At 70.2% G+C, this 14962-nt stretch carries 12 protein-coding genes; 1 reads left to right on the top strand and 11 read right to left on the bottom strand.

The window, feature by feature from the left end:
• Position 1 precedes the first annotated feature (1 nt).
• Together ABD296_RS21635 and ABD296_RS21630 are read right to left on the bottom strand one after the other, a co-directional pair.
• The gene (locus tag ABD296_RS21635; protein ID WP_344269877.1) at positions 2-772 is read right to left on the bottom strand and encodes an AfsR/SARP family transcriptional regulator; all 771 of its coding nucleotides are present in this window, start codon (positions 770-772) and stop codon (positions 2-4) included.
• A gap of 1072 nt (positions 773-1844) precedes the next feature.
• Positions 1845-3200: a hypothetical protein gene (locus tag ABD296_RS21630; protein ID WP_344269874.1), complete on the bottom strand. Its 1356-nt coding sequence runs from the start codon at positions 3198-3200 to the stop codon at positions 1845-1847.
• Between the two features lie 359 nt (positions 3201-3559).
• On the opposite strand from ABD296_RS21630, the gene ABD296_RS21625 reads away from it, so the two are divergent.
• Positions 3560-3796 (top strand): hypothetical protein, encoded by a 237-nt coding sequence (locus tag ABD296_RS21625; RefSeq protein WP_344269871.1) that lies wholly within the window; start codon positions 3560-3562, stop codon positions 3794-3796.
• Between the two features lie 472 nt (positions 3797-4268).
• Here the strand turns inward: ABD296_RS21625 and acnA are convergent, their stop codons facing one another.
• From acnA to ABD296_RS21580, 9 genes are read right to left on the bottom strand one after another with little or no spacing between them, the layout of a single operon-like run.
• Positions 4269-6956, bottom strand: coding sequence for an aconitate hydratase AcnA (gene acnA, locus ABD296_RS21620; RefSeq protein ID WP_344269868.1), 2688 nt, complete (start codon positions 6954-6956; stop codon positions 4269-4271).
• The gene (locus ABD296_RS21615; RefSeq protein WP_344269865.1) at positions 6953-7303 is read right to left on the bottom strand and encodes a putative quinol monooxygenase; all 351 of its coding nucleotides are present in this window, start codon (positions 7301-7303) and stop codon (positions 6953-6955) included. Before ABD296_RS21615 ends, acnA begins: the two co-directional genes overlap by 4 nt.
• Positions 7291-8370, bottom strand: coding sequence for an Ldh family oxidoreductase (locus tag ABD296_RS21610; protein WP_344269862.1), 1080 nt, complete (start codon positions 8368-8370; stop codon positions 7291-7293). Before ABD296_RS21610 ends, ABD296_RS21615 begins: the two co-directional genes overlap by 13 nt.
• Positions 8367-8996: a class II aldolase/adducin family protein gene (locus tag ABD296_RS21605; RefSeq protein WP_344269859.1), complete on the bottom strand. Its 630-nt coding sequence runs from the start codon at positions 8994-8996 to the stop codon at positions 8367-8369. The genes ABD296_RS21610 and ABD296_RS21605 overlap by 4 nt, the downstream gene beginning before the upstream one ends.
• Positions 8993-10255, bottom strand: a complete 1263-nt coding sequence (otnK, locus tag ABD296_RS21600) for a 3-oxo-tetronate kinase (protein WP_344269856.1) — start codon at positions 10253-10255, stop codon at positions 8993-8995. Before otnK ends, ABD296_RS21605 begins: the two co-directional genes overlap by 4 nt.
• Positions 10252-10917, bottom strand: coding sequence for an aspartate/glutamate racemase family protein (locus tag ABD296_RS21595; protein WP_344269853.1), 666 nt, complete (start codon positions 10915-10917; stop codon positions 10252-10254). Before ABD296_RS21595 ends, otnK begins: the two co-directional genes overlap by 4 nt.
• 23 nt (positions 10918-10940) lie before the next feature.
• Positions 10941-12032, bottom strand: coding sequence for an isocitrate/isopropylmalate dehydrogenase family protein (locus ABD296_RS21590; RefSeq protein WP_344269850.1), 1092 nt, complete (start codon positions 12030-12032; stop codon positions 10941-10943).
• Between the two features lie 17 nt (positions 12033-12049).
• On the bottom strand, positions 12050-13177 hold the full coding sequence (locus ABD296_RS21585; RefSeq protein ID WP_344269847.1) for an ABC transporter ATP-binding protein: 1128 nt from the start codon (positions 13175-13177) through the stop codon (positions 12050-12052).
• On the bottom strand, positions 13170-14942 hold the full coding sequence (locus ABD296_RS21580; RefSeq protein ID WP_344269845.1) for an ABC transporter permease: 1773 nt from the start codon (positions 14940-14942) through the stop codon (positions 13170-13172). The genes ABD296_RS21585 and ABD296_RS21580 overlap by 8 nt, the downstream gene beginning before the upstream one ends.
• Between the last annotated feature and the right edge of the window lie 20 nt (positions 14943-14962).

The raw sequence follows: 14962 nt of genomic DNA, 5'->3' as shown, positions 1-14962 counted from the left end.
TCTAGGAGGCGATGCGCAGGTCGAGCCGTTCGTCGGCGGAAAGGATGGCCCGTTGCATATCCCGCAGCGCCTGGCACGGTTCCAGGCCGAGCTCCTCCCTGAGCGTCCTGCGCGCCGACTGGTAGACCCGCAGCGCGTCGGCCTTCCGGTCGGAGCGGTACAGCGCCAGCATGAGCTGGCGGTAATAGGCCTCCCGCAGCGGATTCTCGGCGATGAGCGAGTACAGCCAGCCGATGAGCTCCCGGTGCCGGCCCAACCTGAGGTAGGCGTCGCCCAGCATCTCCAGGCACTCCAGGCGCAGCTCGGTCATCCATCGGACGAAGCCCCCGACGATGGGGCCTGTGCGCACTTCGCCGAGCGCCTGGCCGCGCCACAGGCCGAGCGCTCGCTCCAGGCAGTCCGCGGCCTCCTCATGCCGGCGTTCCCTGATGCAGGCCCGCCCTCGGTCGGCCAGCCGCTGGAAGATGTGAAAGTCGATATCGTCGGTGCCCTTCCGGAGCAGATAGCCGGGCGGCTTGGTCAGCACCGGACTCTCCTCACGGTCGGGTCGGGTGAGGAACTTCCGAACCTGGGATATGTAGACGTGAAGTCCGGCCATGGCACGGCGCGGGGGCGCATCGTCCCAAACCTCGATGATCAGTTGGTCGAGCGTCACCACCTGGTCCGACCTGATCACCATGGCGGTCAGTACGGTCTCGACCTTCCGTGCGCTGATGGAACTGGAACCGCCCTCGTCGATCACGCGGAGCGGCCCCAAGACTTCGTACCTCAAGATCCCTCCCCTCACCCGGATTACGCCGGCCCGGCGACGCCGATGCCGTCGCGGGCGATCCACCAAACCGCCCGCGGGGCCATCAAAGCCACCCGTCGATGATGAGGTGATCCGTCCTCGCGCGGGTACCCGTACCGCGCCCCTACCGGGTGACCGCGCGAAGGTCGCGCCTCAACTCCCCAATATCGACAAAGACCCCTATTGGGACATTTGGGGCATAATGCGGGTTCATCGCGGACGGCGGATCCACTAAGATGAGGCGCCCGCACTCCTCTTCACGCGGTGATCACCCGTCACTTCCACTTCTCACCAAGAGTTGATCTTGACGGGCGGGGCCGTCCGCCCAAGACCCTTCATGCATTCGACCAGCGGAGATGTCGAGCGGATCCAGGCGCCACAGCACCGTCCTGATCACCGTCGGGCCTTTCCTGACGGTCAGGCCGTCCTTGCCGCCCAGCGTTTCGCCGCCAGGGCCACCCCGTGGCGGCCCGACGAGCCCCATGGTCTCCTTGCACGCCATGCGACAAGGCGTCGACCAACCACTCCGCGGCACGAAGCTGGCCCGTATCGGCGCGCGCGCCGAGCGCCTCGGCCACTCGCGCGGCACTCGTCGGGCCGTCGGCTCCACCAACCACGCGCCGCCGGAAACCGGCGGGCCGGTTCCGTCGCAACGGTCGTCGCCGGCTGCGTCTTGTCCGCCCCCGGCCCGGACCGACCAGGGCGACCATCCGCCCATCCCAGAGAGCCGGCGTCCGATCTAGGCGCGCCCGGCCTCCCACCCGACGCAGCCGATAGGCGGGGCGCGCAGGTTCCCGAGCGGCCGCTCCGGCCGAACCGATACCAGCACGGCGAGGTGGGCTTCCACGTCCCGAAACCACTCCTACGCCGCCGGTTTCTCGGCGGGCGTCCGGCACGGTGCAGGGCCCGGACGAGCACCAGCGTCCCCCTCCACAGCTCCAGCGCCTCGAAGGAATGCGGACGCTTGTACGGCGTCGCCTCCCCGCAATGCCGGGCGCCCTCGCGCGCCCCTCTCTTTGTGCGGGATGTCGCCGTGTCGCATGGTGCGGTCGCCTCAACCGGACGGGCGGCCCCCCGGCTGCGGGGCTTCGGCTTGCGCGGCAGCGTTGCGGATACCACGGGGGCGTCCGGACCGGACCCATTGCCAATACAGAACCGCGGCGATGACCAGTGACGCGCCGATGGAGACGATCGGGTCACCACGGGTCAGGTTGACCAGAAGGGTGAAGGCGACGGCCAGCGCACCGACTACGTTGACGACCAGGAGCGCCCACCGCCGGTCGCGGAGCGAGAAGCGCGTCATGGCGGTCAGGCCCGCGATGAAGCTGACGAACACCGACGCGGCATAGAAGAGGACGAGTCTTTGGTCGCGGCCGCCTGCGGCGACGGTCGCCGCGGCGGAGATCAGCAGGAACACCACGACACCCCAGTACGGTGTGTGGTGGATGTTGGTGCGTCCTACCCAAGCCGGCAGGATCCCGCTGCCGGTGCCGTCTTCCCGGCCGGGGGTGCGGGCCAGCGCCTTGAGCAGTCCGGGTCCGGCCTGGAACGACGAACTGGCGGCTGACAGCAGCAACAGGGCTGTAAGCGCCTGGAACGCCGCGAAGATCGGGCCGGGGGCGGCAACGCGGGCGAGCTCGGCGATCTGCGTCGTGTCCGAATGGGGAATGCCGACTCTCAGCCGTACTGCTTGTGCCGTCAGTCCCAGCGTCAGGGTTCCGACGATGGCCAGGGTGAGCCACAGCGTGGTGCGGCCGAAGCGGCGGCGGCCTCGGTCGTCCAGTTGGCCCAGTTGCGCGATCGCCGAGGAGGGCGCCTCGATTCCGGTGGCCAGCGCCATCGCGACGGGGAAGGCCAAGGCGACCGCGAGCACCGGCGGGTGCGCGGCATGGGTGGTGATGGTCCCCGTCGGGTGAGGAGTGGCGGACATCCCCCTCACCAGAACCGCGGCCGCCACGACGATGAACACCAGCGTCATCACCGCGAAGACGGTCCGGCCCAGATGCCCGAACCAGGTGCCGCCCGCCACCACGACGACCAGCAGCACCGCGATCAGGATCCTCCACGGCGCCAGCGCGGGAGCAACGGCGATCACGGCGGAGGCGCCGGCGGCGGAGCTGATGGCGATGGTCAGGACGAAGTCGACGATCAACGCGCCGATCGGGACGAACGCGGCTCCCTCTCCGAAGGCCTCCCCGGTCGCGGCGGCCGCGCCACCGCCTTGGGGGTATCGCGCCACCAGCTGGTGGTAGTTGATGATGACCAGTACCACGATCGCCACTACCAGGCTCATCGTGGCGAGCAGCAGACCGAGATCACCATGCAGAGCCCGCAGTGCGGCCTCGATCGCATAGGCCACCGACGACACCGGATCGGCCATCACCGCGAACGCGAACGCGAACAACAGCACGGGCCGCGCATGCATCACCCTGGCGGCGGCCGGCGGTCGTACCGGCTTCCCGCAGCGTCGGCTCTGCTCCGCTCTCATGGTGTGCGCCTTCCGCTGGACGGACCGGTCCTGACCGCCGACCAGACTTCCCGGCACACCAACGTGAACGGTACCCGCCTGGCCCGGCTCAATCCGGCCGTGGCCCGCCGTGCCTCCAGGACGGTCATGGTCTGCAAGAGCCGCCCGCCATGGTGGCGCGCCGGCCTGAATAGGCTGGTCTCCCGGACTACGTTCCGTTGCTCCTGCAGGCAGCGGAACGGCTCGGGTCCCTGCCGGACACCATGCACCAATTGGACCTAAGCGTCATGCACTTTCGGGGAGTGCTCGACGAGGCCCGGTCACTTGGCTCGGTAGTGGACCGCCTGAGCGAACAGACCACCGCGTTTACTGGCGTCACGGAGCCGGTGACAGAGGTGGTGCGCGAAGCGAAAAGCGTGGGGGTTCCGAACGTTACTGTCCGCGTCTCGGACTGGTACTGGAAAGCGTTGCTCATCGCCTGCTCGGGGTGGGTCGTAGCGATCTTGCTCGTCGTCTACCTCGCTCACCATAAGGCGTGACCGCGTTCGGCCGAGCAGCCGGCGGCGTCCTTGGCTACCTGCTCGGTCTGGGGGTACACCCGGGAGACCGGCGTAAGCATCTCCGCGGCGACGTGGGCGATCGGACGATCCTGACAGCGCTGGACGAGCCTGCGACGGCCCGCCACAGACAGCGGCGCGTTGCGGTGGGCCACAGACGGGCCTTTCTTGCCGGCGGACGAGGTACTTGGTCGTTTCTCATCCTGCCGCCGAGGAAGGCCCGTTCCTCATTCCGCCACGCTCACCCCGGCGTCACCAACCTCACGGCCCGCAACAACTAGTCAAGTACTGATGCCCCAGATGGAGCGGCACGCGCGCGCCTCGGCGCAGTGCGCTTGCGGAGCGCTGGACGTAGCGGGTGAGCAGAAGGTTGTCAGCAGGTCCGAGCCTGCTTGCAGTTCCCGCCGCGCGATACCGTTGACCAGCACATCTTCAGCACGGGCGTGTGCTGCCCTTAGGTTGCCTCTGCTTCGGCCTTCCCGGTGAGCAGTTCGCGGAGGACGTAGGGGGTGATGCCGCCGTTTCGGTAGTAGTCGACTTCCCGTGGGGTGTCCAAGCGGATCCTGGCCTGGAACACCGTGCCGTTGGCAGTGACCGTGGCGGTCAGTGGGACGACGTCGTTGTCGAGTGCGGTCAGGCCCGTGATGGTGTAGGTCTCGTGGCCGGTGAGGCCGAGGGTGTCGGCGTCTTGGCCGTCGAGGAACTGCAGCGGCAGGATGCCCATGCCGACGAGGTTGGAGCGGTGGATGCGCTCGAAGTCGCAGGCGAGGACGGCGCGGACGCCCAGGAGGGTGGGTCCCTTGGCGGCCCAGTCGCGGGAGGATCCGGCGCCGTAGTTGCGGCCCGCGATGACGATGACCGGTGTGCTGACCCGCCGGTAGGTCTCGGCTGCTTCGTAGATGGTGGTCGTGGTGCCGTCGCAGTTCGTGTAGCCGCCTTCGACGTCGGGGGTGAGGTGGTTGCGCAGGCGGACGTTGGCGAAGGCGCCGCGCATCATCACCTCGTGGTTGCCGCGCCGGGAGGCGTAGGTGTTGAGCTGGTCGGCGGGGACTCCGAGGCGGGTGAGGTGCTCGCCGGCCGGAGTGCGGGCGGGTATGGCTCCTGCGGGCGAGATGTGGTCGGTGGTGACGGAGTCGCCGAGTTTCACCAGGACGCGGGCGCCTTCGATGTCCTGGACGGGGCGCGGCCGGCGGGTGAAGTCGTCGAGGTGGGTGGGCTTTCTCAGGTAGGTCGAGGCCGGGTTCCAGGGGAAGAGCCGCGATTGCGGGGCGGACAGGTCGCGCCATCGGGCGTCCCCGTCGAACACGGATTCGTAGGCGGTGGTGAACATTTCGGGTCGCAGTGAGGTGGCGACGATGTCGGCGACCTCGTGTTCGTCGGGCCAGATGTCGGCCAGGAGGACCGGGCGGCCGTCCTGGTCGTGCCCGAGGGGTTCGCGGGTCAGGTCGATGTCCATCGTGCCGGCGATGGCGTAGGCGACGACGAGTGGCGGGGAGGCGAGGTAGTTCATCCGGACTTCTGGCTGGATGCGGCCTTCGAAGTTGCGGTTGCCCGACAGGACCGCCGCGACGCTGAGGCCGTGGTCGCGGACGGCCTCCGAGACTTCGGGGATCAGTGGTCCGGACGCGCCGATGCACGTCATGCAGCCGAACCCGGCGAGGTGGAAGCCGAGCGCCTCCAGGTGCGGGGTGAGGCCCGCGTCGGCGTAGTAGTCCATCACGACACGGGAGCCGGGCGACAGGGTGGTCTTGACCCAGGGGGCACGCGTCAATCCCCGCTCGGCGGCGTTGCGCGCCAGGAGGCCGGCGGCGACCATCACGGCGGGGTTGGACGTGTTGGTGCACGAGGTGATCGCGGCGATGGCCACCGCGCCGTGCCCGATCCGGTGCTCGGTGCCGTCGAGGTGCACGCTTGCCTGCGCGGACGGGTCGGTGCCCGCTGCGAGGGTCTGCGGGAGGGTCTGCTGGAACGTGCTGCGCGCCCTGGTCAGTGGCGTGCGGTCCTGGGGGCGGCGGGGTCCGGCGAGGGAGGGGACGACCGTGGTCAGGTCGAGGCGGAGGTCGCTGGAGAACCACAGCCCGCGGTCTCGCCGCCAGAGTCCCTGCATCTTGGCGTAAGCCTCGACGAGCGCGACGTGGTCGTCGGGCCGTCCGGTGAAGCGCAGGTACCGCAGCGTTTCGTCGTCGATGGGGAAGAAGCCCGCGGTGGAGCCGAACTCGGGGCTCATGTTGGCGATGGTGGCGCGGTCCTCGACGGTGAGGGCGTCGAGGCCGGGGCCGTGGAACTCGACGATCTTCCCGACGACTCCGTGGGCTCTGAGGAGTTCGGTGAGCGTGAGCACGAGGTCGGTGGTGGTGACCGCGGCGGGCAGGACTCCGTCCAGGCGGACGCCGACGACTTCGGGGAGCGGGAAAGAGAGGGACTGGCCGAGCATCGCGGCCTCGGCTTCGATGCCGCCGATGCCCCAGCCTAGAACGCCGAGGCCGTTGACCATCGTCGTGTGGGAGTCGGTGCCCAGGCACACGTCGGGGAAGACCCATCCGTCGCGGACGGTGACGACCTGCGCGAGGCGCTCCAAATTGATCTGGTGCATGATGCCGGTACCGGGCGGCACCACGGTGAAGTGCCTGAACGCCTTCTGTCCCCATCGCAGGAATTCGTACCGTTCGCTGTTGCGGAGGTATTCGAGCTCGACGTTGTGAAGGCGGGCTTTCGTGTGACCGAATTCGTCGGCGATGACGGAGTGGTCGATGACGAGTTCGGCGGGGACCAGCGGATTGACGAGGCCGGGGTCGCCGCCGAGGGCGGCGACGGCGTCGCGCATGGCGGCGAGGTCCGCCACGGCGGGAACTCCGTTGGTGTCGTGCAGGAACACCCTGGACGGCCGCAGCTCCACCACCGTGCCGGAGTCCCGTTCGCCGTCCCAGGTGCGGAGTGCCTCGATCTGCGCGGCGGAATGTCCACTGCCGTCCTGGTGGCGCAGCAGGTTCTCCAGGACGACGCGCAGGCTGAGGGGAAGGTGGGCGGGCGCGATCGTGTCGAGCCGGTGGACGTTCCACCTCTTCCCGCCGACGTCCAGCCGGTCGCGGGTGCCGAAGTCGTCGTGTTCGGAGGCGACCGTGCCGGTCAGCGTTCCGCTCATCGCGCTGGTTCCTCCTTCGGGCCGGGGAGCAGGGCTTCTTCGGGCATGTCGGCGGGGAAGACCGGGACGCCGTGGAAATTGGTGTGTTCTCCTGGCACGACGAATTCCGCCGCCCCTCGCCGCCATGGTTCGTAGTGCGGCGCCGAGCGGTGCTCGGTGTGGAACGCCTCGGCGTCCCGGTAGATCTCGTACAGCCAGAAGGTGTCCGGGTCTTCGGTGTCGCGGAGCACATCGAAACGGAGGCATCCCGGTTCGGCCCGGGTCTCCGCGGCGTTGACCTGGATCGCCTGCAGGAATCGGTCGGTCTTCTCGGGCCGGATCCGGAGGCGGACGATCACGACGTACACGGCTGCTCCGGTCCGGGAAGGAGGAATTCCGCGTCCGCGCCGAGGCCGCATTCGTCGGCGATCCGGTGCAGGTCGGCGCGCGTTCGGCGGGGCAGCGGTATGCCCTCGTGGCTGCGGACGGCGGCGGCGCGGTCCTCGATCTCGCCGGGATAGAAGATCTCCTCGGCGCCCTCGGCGAGCGGGACGCGCTTGGTCCGGTCGATGAGGTCGGTGATGCGTGCGTCGTATTCGCCGCGTTCCAGCAGCGCGTCGATGCGCACCGCGATGACGAGGTGGCCGCAGCCGCTGCGCCGGTCGGGGACGTAGGGGCCGGCGACGTCGGTTCCGTAGGAGCTGCCGGTGAGGACGCCGGACAGGACGTCCATCATGAAGGAGATGCCGTAGCCCTTGTGCCCGGACATGGGCAGGACGATCCCGTCGATGGCGGTCTCGGGGTCGGTGGTGGGGGCGCCGTCGGCGCTGATGGCCCACCCCTCGGGGATGGGTTCGCCGCGTTCGAGGGCGGCGTAGATCTTGCCGCGGGCGACGGTGGTGTTGGCGATGTCCAGAACGACCGGGCCGCGCCCGGCGCCAGGGACGGCGATGGACCAGGGGTTGGCGCCGACGGTCTTCTCGCGTCCGCCCCAGGGGGCCATGGCGGGGCTGCCGTTGGTGGTGAGGATGCCCAGGCAGCCCTGTTCGGCCATCCGGCGGGTGAAGTAGGCGGCGGTCCCGAAGTGGTTGCTGTTGCGGACCGCCACGACACCGGTTCCGTGTTCGGCGGCGCGGCGGACGGCGTGGTCGCAGGCGCGGGCGGTGACGATCTGGCCGACGCCGTCCCGGCCGTCCAGCACGGTGACCGCGCCGCCGTCCAGCACGGTGGCGATGTCGGTGACGGGCCGCATGACGCCGGATCGGATCCGGTCGACGTACCAGCCCAGCCTGAGTAGCCCGTGGGACGGGTGTCCCCACAGGTCGGCGGTGACGAGGCTGGCGGCGACCAGGCGGGCGTCGTCTTCGGGCACGTCCAGGCTGGTAAGGATGCGGGTGGCCAGCTCGGTGAGCGGGCCAGGCGGCAGCGGGCTCATCGGCCGCCGCCCGGCTGCAGGGCCGCCGCCTGGATCGGGGTTAGCGGCCGGGTGGGTTGGGAGTGGAGCAGGAGCCATAGCCTGGCGGTCTCCTCGATCTCTTCGGCGATGTCCGCGGCGGTCGCCAGGTCGGGGGCGGCGGCGATGGAGCCGTGGTTGGCTAGCAGGAAGGCGTGGTCGCACGCGGCGGCGGCCTCGGCGACGGGTTCGAGGGCCGTGTCGCCCGGGGCGTGGTAGGGCAGGACGGGCAGGCGGCCGACCCGCATCGCGTAGTAGGCGGTCAGGAGCGGCAGGGCGTCGGCCGGATCGATGTCCGCGTGGCACGACACCGCGACCGCGTGGGTGCTGTGGAGGTGCACGACGGCGCGGGCGCCCGGACGCGCCCGGTAGACGGCGGCGTGCAGGAACGCCTCCTTGGAGGGGCGGGGGCCGTCCAGGTGGCGGCCGTCGAGGGCGACGAGGGACAGTTCGTCGGAATCCAAATCGCCCAGCGACTTGCCGGTCGGGGTGACCAGGAAGCCGTCGTCGAGGCGGGCGCTGATGTTGCCGGTCCTGCCGTGGGTGAGGCGCCGTGCGTGGAACGAGGCGCCCAGCGCGGCGATCTGCCGGCGGATGTCACCGCTCACGGCGCGGCCTTGATCGCTCGGACGAGGAGGTCGTCGGCGCCGAAGTTCCCGGACTTCAGCAGGAGCGCCATCGCCGGTTCGGTCGTCGTCAGGCACCAGGGGACGCCCCGGTCCACCTCGGCCGCGACCACGACGGAGCGGACGCCGAGGACGTTGAGCACGGCGCCCGACGTCTCGCCGCCGGCCACCACGATGCGGCGAAAACCGAGGGCGGCGGCGTGCCGGGCGACATCCGCGAGAATCCGTTCCAGGGCCTCGCCGGTGCCGTCTCCCAGCGCGCGCCCGTCCCGTTCACCCGGAGGGGCCGAGGAGTACACCAGAGCGGATCCCTTTCCTGCCCTGACGTGCGCGTCGAGCCATTCCAGCGCGTTCTTGCGCAGCATGTGGGGGTCGGGTGTGGTCACCGGGTCGATCCGGTGGGACGGCAATGCGGCGGCGGCTCGGGCGACCTGCCGCAGCGTGGCGGCCGAGCAGCTTCCGCTGAGGACGAGCCCCGGCCCTTCGGGGAAGGGCGGCGTCTCCCCGGTACGGCCCACTCCCCCGTCGGCGGAGATCAGGTCGCCGATCGCGCGCGCCAGCCCGGCCGCGCCGGTGAGGACGGGCAGATCGTCGGCCGCCAGCGCGATCATGTCGAGGTCGTCGTCGTCCAGGGCGTCGACCACGACGTGCCGGATTCCCTGCCGGCGCAGGGCGCCCAACTCGCCTCGCACCGCGGCCGGCCCCTGCCGGATCACGGCGTGCGGCACCAGGCCGACCGGATGAGGAGTCTGCGGTGCCAGCAGCCGCGCCACATCGGATTCGGTCATCGGGGTGAGCGGGTGATGCCGCATCGGTGAATCCGACAGAAGCCGCGTGCCGACGAACAGATGCCCCTGGTAGACGGTGCGTCCGTGTTCGGGTGCGGCTGGGCAGATGACGGTGATGGCCGCGTCGGCTGCTTCCATGACGGCGTCCACGGTCGGGCCGATGTTGCCGCGGGCGGTGGAGTCGAAGGTCGAGCAGTACTTGATGTAGAAACGCGTGACGCCCTGGCCTGCGAGCCAGCGATGGACGGCGAGGTGCTGGGAGATCGCCTGCGCGCGCGGTGCGGTCCTGGTCTTGAGCGCGACGACGACGGCGTCGCAGTCGGGCAGGACGCTCTCGTCGTCGGGCGGGCCGAACAGCAGGGCCGTGGACAGCCCCGATCGCCGCAGCGCAGCGGCGACGTCGGTGCCACCGGTGTAGTCGTCGGCGATGCAGCCGAGGGCCGGTGCGGTCATGGACGTTCCCCGAGAAGGCGGGCCCGCAGGGCGCGTGCCGCGGCTTGCGGTGGGCTGAGCACCGCGGCGCCGAGCGCGTCCTGCAGGCCGGTGTCGGCGGTGGTGAGCGAGTACTGGGCGAGCAGGACGAGCGGGTCGTCCGCCATGTGCGGTTTCACCGCGGAGACCAGCGACACGAGCAGCGCGTCGTGGTCTCCGGCCGCTGCGGCGGCGGCCGCTCCCTGCGCGGTGACCCCCTCCAGGTCGACGTCGATCCCGCCCAGCGCGGCGGTGAGGCGGTGCATCGAGTCGGCGACCGCCGAGTCCAGCGACCCGACGACCAGCGCCCGTCGCGGCCCTTCCTCCACGACCCGCGTGAACATGGCCTCGTCCGAGCCGAGCACCGGGACCTCGTATATCTGGCGGGCGAGCGCGGCGACCGGTCCGTACATCGAGCACGACAGCAGGACCGCGTCGGCTCCCTCCTGGACGGCGTGGTCGATCAGGCGCAGCATCCTGAGGCGCAGCGGGCCGGTCATGCCGCCGGCCGCGTCGGCCTCGCCGACCAGGCGGTCGTCCAGCAGGTGCCATGCGGCCGCCTCCGGGAACTCGCGGGCGAGGCCGCGGGCCGCGGGGGCCATCGAGGCGGGGGTGGCGTTGATGATGGCGACGGTGGGGTTCACCGCGCGTCCTTTCTCTCGGCCGGTCACAGCCGCTTGATCGTGGCGGCGACGGCTTCGGCGAACTCGCCGGTGCCCGCCGTCCCGCCCATGTCGCGGGTCTTGGTCCCCGCCCGCACGGTGTCGGTGACGGCCTGGTCGATGAGCGCGGCGGCCTGGCACAGCGCGGGGTCGCCGTAGCGTCCGCCCAGCCAGTCCAGGAGCATCGCGTTGGACAGGATCATCGCGGTGGGGTTGGCGATGTCCCGGCCGGCGATGTCGGGGGCCGATCCGTGCGCGGCCTGGGACATGGCCCGGTCGTCGGAGGCGTTGATGGACGGGGCGATGCCGAGGGACCCGGCGATCTCCCCGGCCAGGTCGGACAGGATGTCGCCGAACATGTTCTCGGTCACGACGACGTCGAAGGCGTCGGCGCGGCGGACGAGGTGGACGGTCATCGCGTCGATGTGGAAGTCGTCGACCTCCACATCGGGGTAGTCCGCTGCGACCTCGCGGCACACGTCCCGAAACAGGCCGGTGGTCAGCTTCAGCACGTTCGCCTTGTGCACGATCGTGACCCGGCGGTTCCGGCGGCGGGCCAGCTCGAACGCCGACCGGGCGATGCGCTGCACGGCGTCGCGGGTGATGATCCCGAGGGCGATGGCCACGTCGGGCGTGGGCATGAACTCGCCACTGCCCTTGTAGGTGCTGCGGTCGGCGTAGAAGCCCTGCGTGTTCTCCCGCACGATCACCAGGTCGGTTCCCGGTACGACCGCGTCCTCGTCGTTGATGGCCTTGGCGGGACGGATGTTGGCGTACAGGCCGAAGTGCTTGCGGATGGTCCCGGACGGGTTGAGCTGGGAGCGGTGCGGTTCGGGGTAGGAGACGCTGTCGTGCGGGCCCAGCAGCCAGCCGTCCAACTCCGCCAGGGCCCGGAGCGTGGCGGCGGGGACGGCGGCGCCGTGCTCGTCGATCGCGGCGCGGCCGAGCGGCAGGTCGTGCCATTCGATGGCGGGGGCGCCGACGGCCGCGACGGCGGCATCGACGACGAGGACGGAAGCCGGGACGATCTCCGGCCCGATGCCGTCGCCCTCCAGGACGCCCAGGCGGTACTGCCGGGCGGCGGTGTTCTCGGTCATCAGGGTTCCTTGGCTGTTCAGGAGGCGAGAGTGGTGAGGTCCGCGACGTCGCCGGAGACCGGCTCGGTGGTCGGATAGGGCAGGCAGGCTTCGGGTTCGACGCTGAGGGCGACCTCGCCGCCGAGGCCGGGGCGGCCGGTCAGGACCTGGACGAGCTGGTTGCCGATCTGCAGTTCGTACTCGTGGCGGGAGCCGATGTAGGAGCTGTTCAGCACCCGGGCCTTCAGGACGTTCGCGCCGTCGGAGGGCGTGCGGGCTGAGGTGAGGAGCTTGAGCCGTTCGGGCCGGATCGCCACGCTCACCGCCTGGCCGGCTTCGACCTCCCCGGTACGGGTCCGGATGGTCTGGCCGTTGCAGTCCAGGACGATCTCGGCGCCGGCGCCGGAGGTCTTCTCGACCCGTCCCAGCAGGAAGTTGCAGCGGCCGACGAACGCGGCCACCCCGGCGGTGGCGGGCTCCTGGTAGATCTCGGTGGGCGTGCCGACCTGCACCATCTCGCCCTCCTGCATCACCGCGATCCGGTCGCTGAGCGCCAGCGCCTCCTCCTGGTCGTGGGTGACGTAGACGGTGGTGATGCCGAGCTCGGACTGCAGCCGCTTGAGCCACGTGCGGGCCTGCTCGCGCAGCTGGGCGTCCAGGTTCGACAGCGGCTCGTCCAGCAGCAGCACCGTGGGCGAGTACACGAGCGCGCGGGCCAGTGCGACGCGCTGTTGCTGTCCACCGGACATCTGGTGCGGGTAGCGGTCCTTGAGGTGCAGCAGACCGACCTTGTCCAGCGCATCGTCGATGAGCGACTGCTTCTGCTGCTTGTCGACCTTGCGGATCTTCAATGGCAGGGCCAGGTTCTGCGCGACCGTCATGTGCGGCCACAGCGCGTACGACTGGAAGACCATGCCGAGGTTGCGGCCCTCGGGGGGTACGAAGGTGTTCGCGGCGATGTCGACGAAGGTGCGGTCGCCGACGGCGATGCTGCCGGTGGTCGGCTTCTCCAGGCCCGCGATGCACGACAGGGTGGTCGACTTGCCGCACCCGCTCGGGCCGAGGAGGGTGAAGAACTCGCCGTCCTCGATCGTCAGGTCGATGCCGTGCAGGACGGTGGTGGCGGCGAACTTCTTGGACAGGTTCGCGATGGTGACCTCAGGCATCCTTGTGCCCTCTCGTGAGCAGCCCCGCGGCCCCGACGACGACCGCGGTGATGATGATTTGCAGGGTGGCCAGCGCCGCGACCGAGCCGGTGTTCCCCTGGACCCACAGCTCGAGCATCGTGGTGCCGATGACGTTGGTGTCGGCGGAGCCGAGGAACACCGCGGGGGTGTACTCCTTGAGCATCGTCACGAAGGTGAGGATCAGCGCGCCGGCGAAGGCGGGGCGCAGCAGCCGGGCGAGGACATGGGCGAAGGTGCGCAGCCAGTCGGCGCCCGAGACGCGTCCGGCGTTGTCGAGCTCCCGGCCGATCTGCATCAGCGAGGGCGACAGCGACCCGAACGCGCCGGGCATGGCCCGCAGGCCGAAGCCGATGATGATGGCCCACAGGGTGTTCTGGACCAGCCCGCCGATCCCGAACGGCGCGAAGGCCATCGCCCAGAACAGCCCGATGCCGACGATGATGCCGGGCATCGCCTGCGGCGCGAGCGCCAGGTACTCCACCGCGCGGGCGAACCGGAACGACGAGCGCCGCGCCACCATCACCGCCAGCACCGACAGCACGCTCACCAGCACCGCGCCGACGGCGGCGACGATCAGGCTGTTGCGGATGGACTGGACGTACACCGGGTAGCTGAAGATCCGGTCGTAGTTGTCGGCGGTGAGGGTCTTGAACGGCGACTGCAGCGGCGTGAAGACCTGCGTGAACGACCGGAACACCAGCCCGCCGATCGGGACGAGCGCGCCCAGCACCACGTACAGGGTGATCAGGGCGACGCTCACCCACTTCAGCCGGCCGAGGTCCAGCGGCCGCACCCGCGTCGCCTTGCCCCGCACCGACACGAACCGCTGCACGTTCCGCAGCATCTTGGCCTGCATCGCGACCAGACCGATCGTGACCAGCAGGATGAGCGTCGACGCGGCGCCGAGCACGCCGTAGTCCGGATGGATCGACTTCAGACCGTTGGTGTACAGGAAGGTGGAGAACACCTCGATGTGCACGGGCTCCCCGTACAGCAGCGGGACGCTGAGCGTCTCGATCGAGATGCTGACGACCAGGATCGTGCTGTAGACGATCGGGGGCCGCAGCATCGGCACGATCACCGACCGCAGGATCCGCAGCGGGCCCGCGCCGCAGACCTGGGCGGCCGCCTCCAGCGACGCGTCGCTCTGCCGCAGGGCGTTGGCGCAGAACGTGTAGGCGATCGGCGCCAGCCCCACCGCCTCCGTCAACGCCATGCCGGGGATGGAGTACAGGTTCCACGGGACGGTTCCGAGCATCTGCCGGACCTGCACGCTGACGAACCCGGCGGGCCCGTACATGATGATCCAGCCGAAGCCCAGGATCAGCGAGGAGATGAAGAACGGCCACTGCATCACCGCGGCGAACAAGCGGCCGCCCGGCAGCCGCGTGCGGACGACCACGACCGCCATCGGCACCGCGATCAGCAGCGACAGCATGCTGGTGAGGCCGGCGAACAGCACCGTGTTCAGCACCACGCGCCCGAAGCCGGCGTCGGTGAACAGCCGCCCGTAGTTGTCCAGGCTCAGCGTCCCGCCCGCCTCGTACAGCGGCCGGTCGAGCAGCGACTGGTAGAGCGTCGGCACGATCGGCGCCAGCACGAGCACGGCCAGCACCAGCAGGACGGCGTACTGCAGCCACAGTTCACGGGACAGGCCGAGCAGCCCGCGGTATCTCGGCGGGTCCGGGATCCTCCGCGGCGGAGGCGGATCCGCCGCCCGCGACGGTGTGGTCAGGGTGGTCATCGAGGTGTCCCTTCGTGGGG

The organism is Actinomadura napierensis (genome assembly GCF_039529375.1).
GTDB classification, from domain to species: domain Bacteria; phylum Actinomycetota; class Actinomycetes; order Streptosporangiales; family Streptosporangiaceae; genus Spirillospora; species Spirillospora napierensis.
Note: the sequence above shows the minus strand (reverse complement) of the source record. Positions and strands in the feature narration are given on the sequence as shown.

What these genes read in the sequence shown, in the direction of transcription:
- ABD296_RS21590 (WP_344269850.1), bottom strand. Translation starts at nt 12,032, where the DNA reads ATGACCGAGAACACCGCCGCCCGGCAGTACCGCCTGGGCGTCCTGGAG.
- ABD296_RS21580 (WP_344269845.1), bottom strand. Translation starts at nt 14,942, where the DNA reads ATGACCACCCTGACCACACCGTCGCGGGCGGCGGATCCGCCTCCGCCG.
- otnK (WP_344269856.1), bottom strand. Translation starts at nt 10,255, where the DNA reads ATGACCGCACCGGCCCTCGGCTGCATCGCCGACGACTACACCGGTGGC.
- ABD296_RS21610 (WP_344269862.1), bottom strand. Translation starts at nt 8,370, where the DNA reads ATGAGCCCGCTGCCGCCTGGCCCGCTCACCGAGCTGGCCACCCGCATC.
- ABD296_RS21585 (WP_344269847.1), bottom strand. Translation starts at nt 13,177, where the DNA reads ATGCCTGAGGTCACCATCGCGAACCTGTCCAAGAAGTTCGCCGCCACC.
- acnA (WP_344269868.1), bottom strand. Translation starts at nt 6,956, where the DNA reads ATGAGCGGAACGCTGACCGGCACGGTCGCCTCCGAACACGACGACTTC.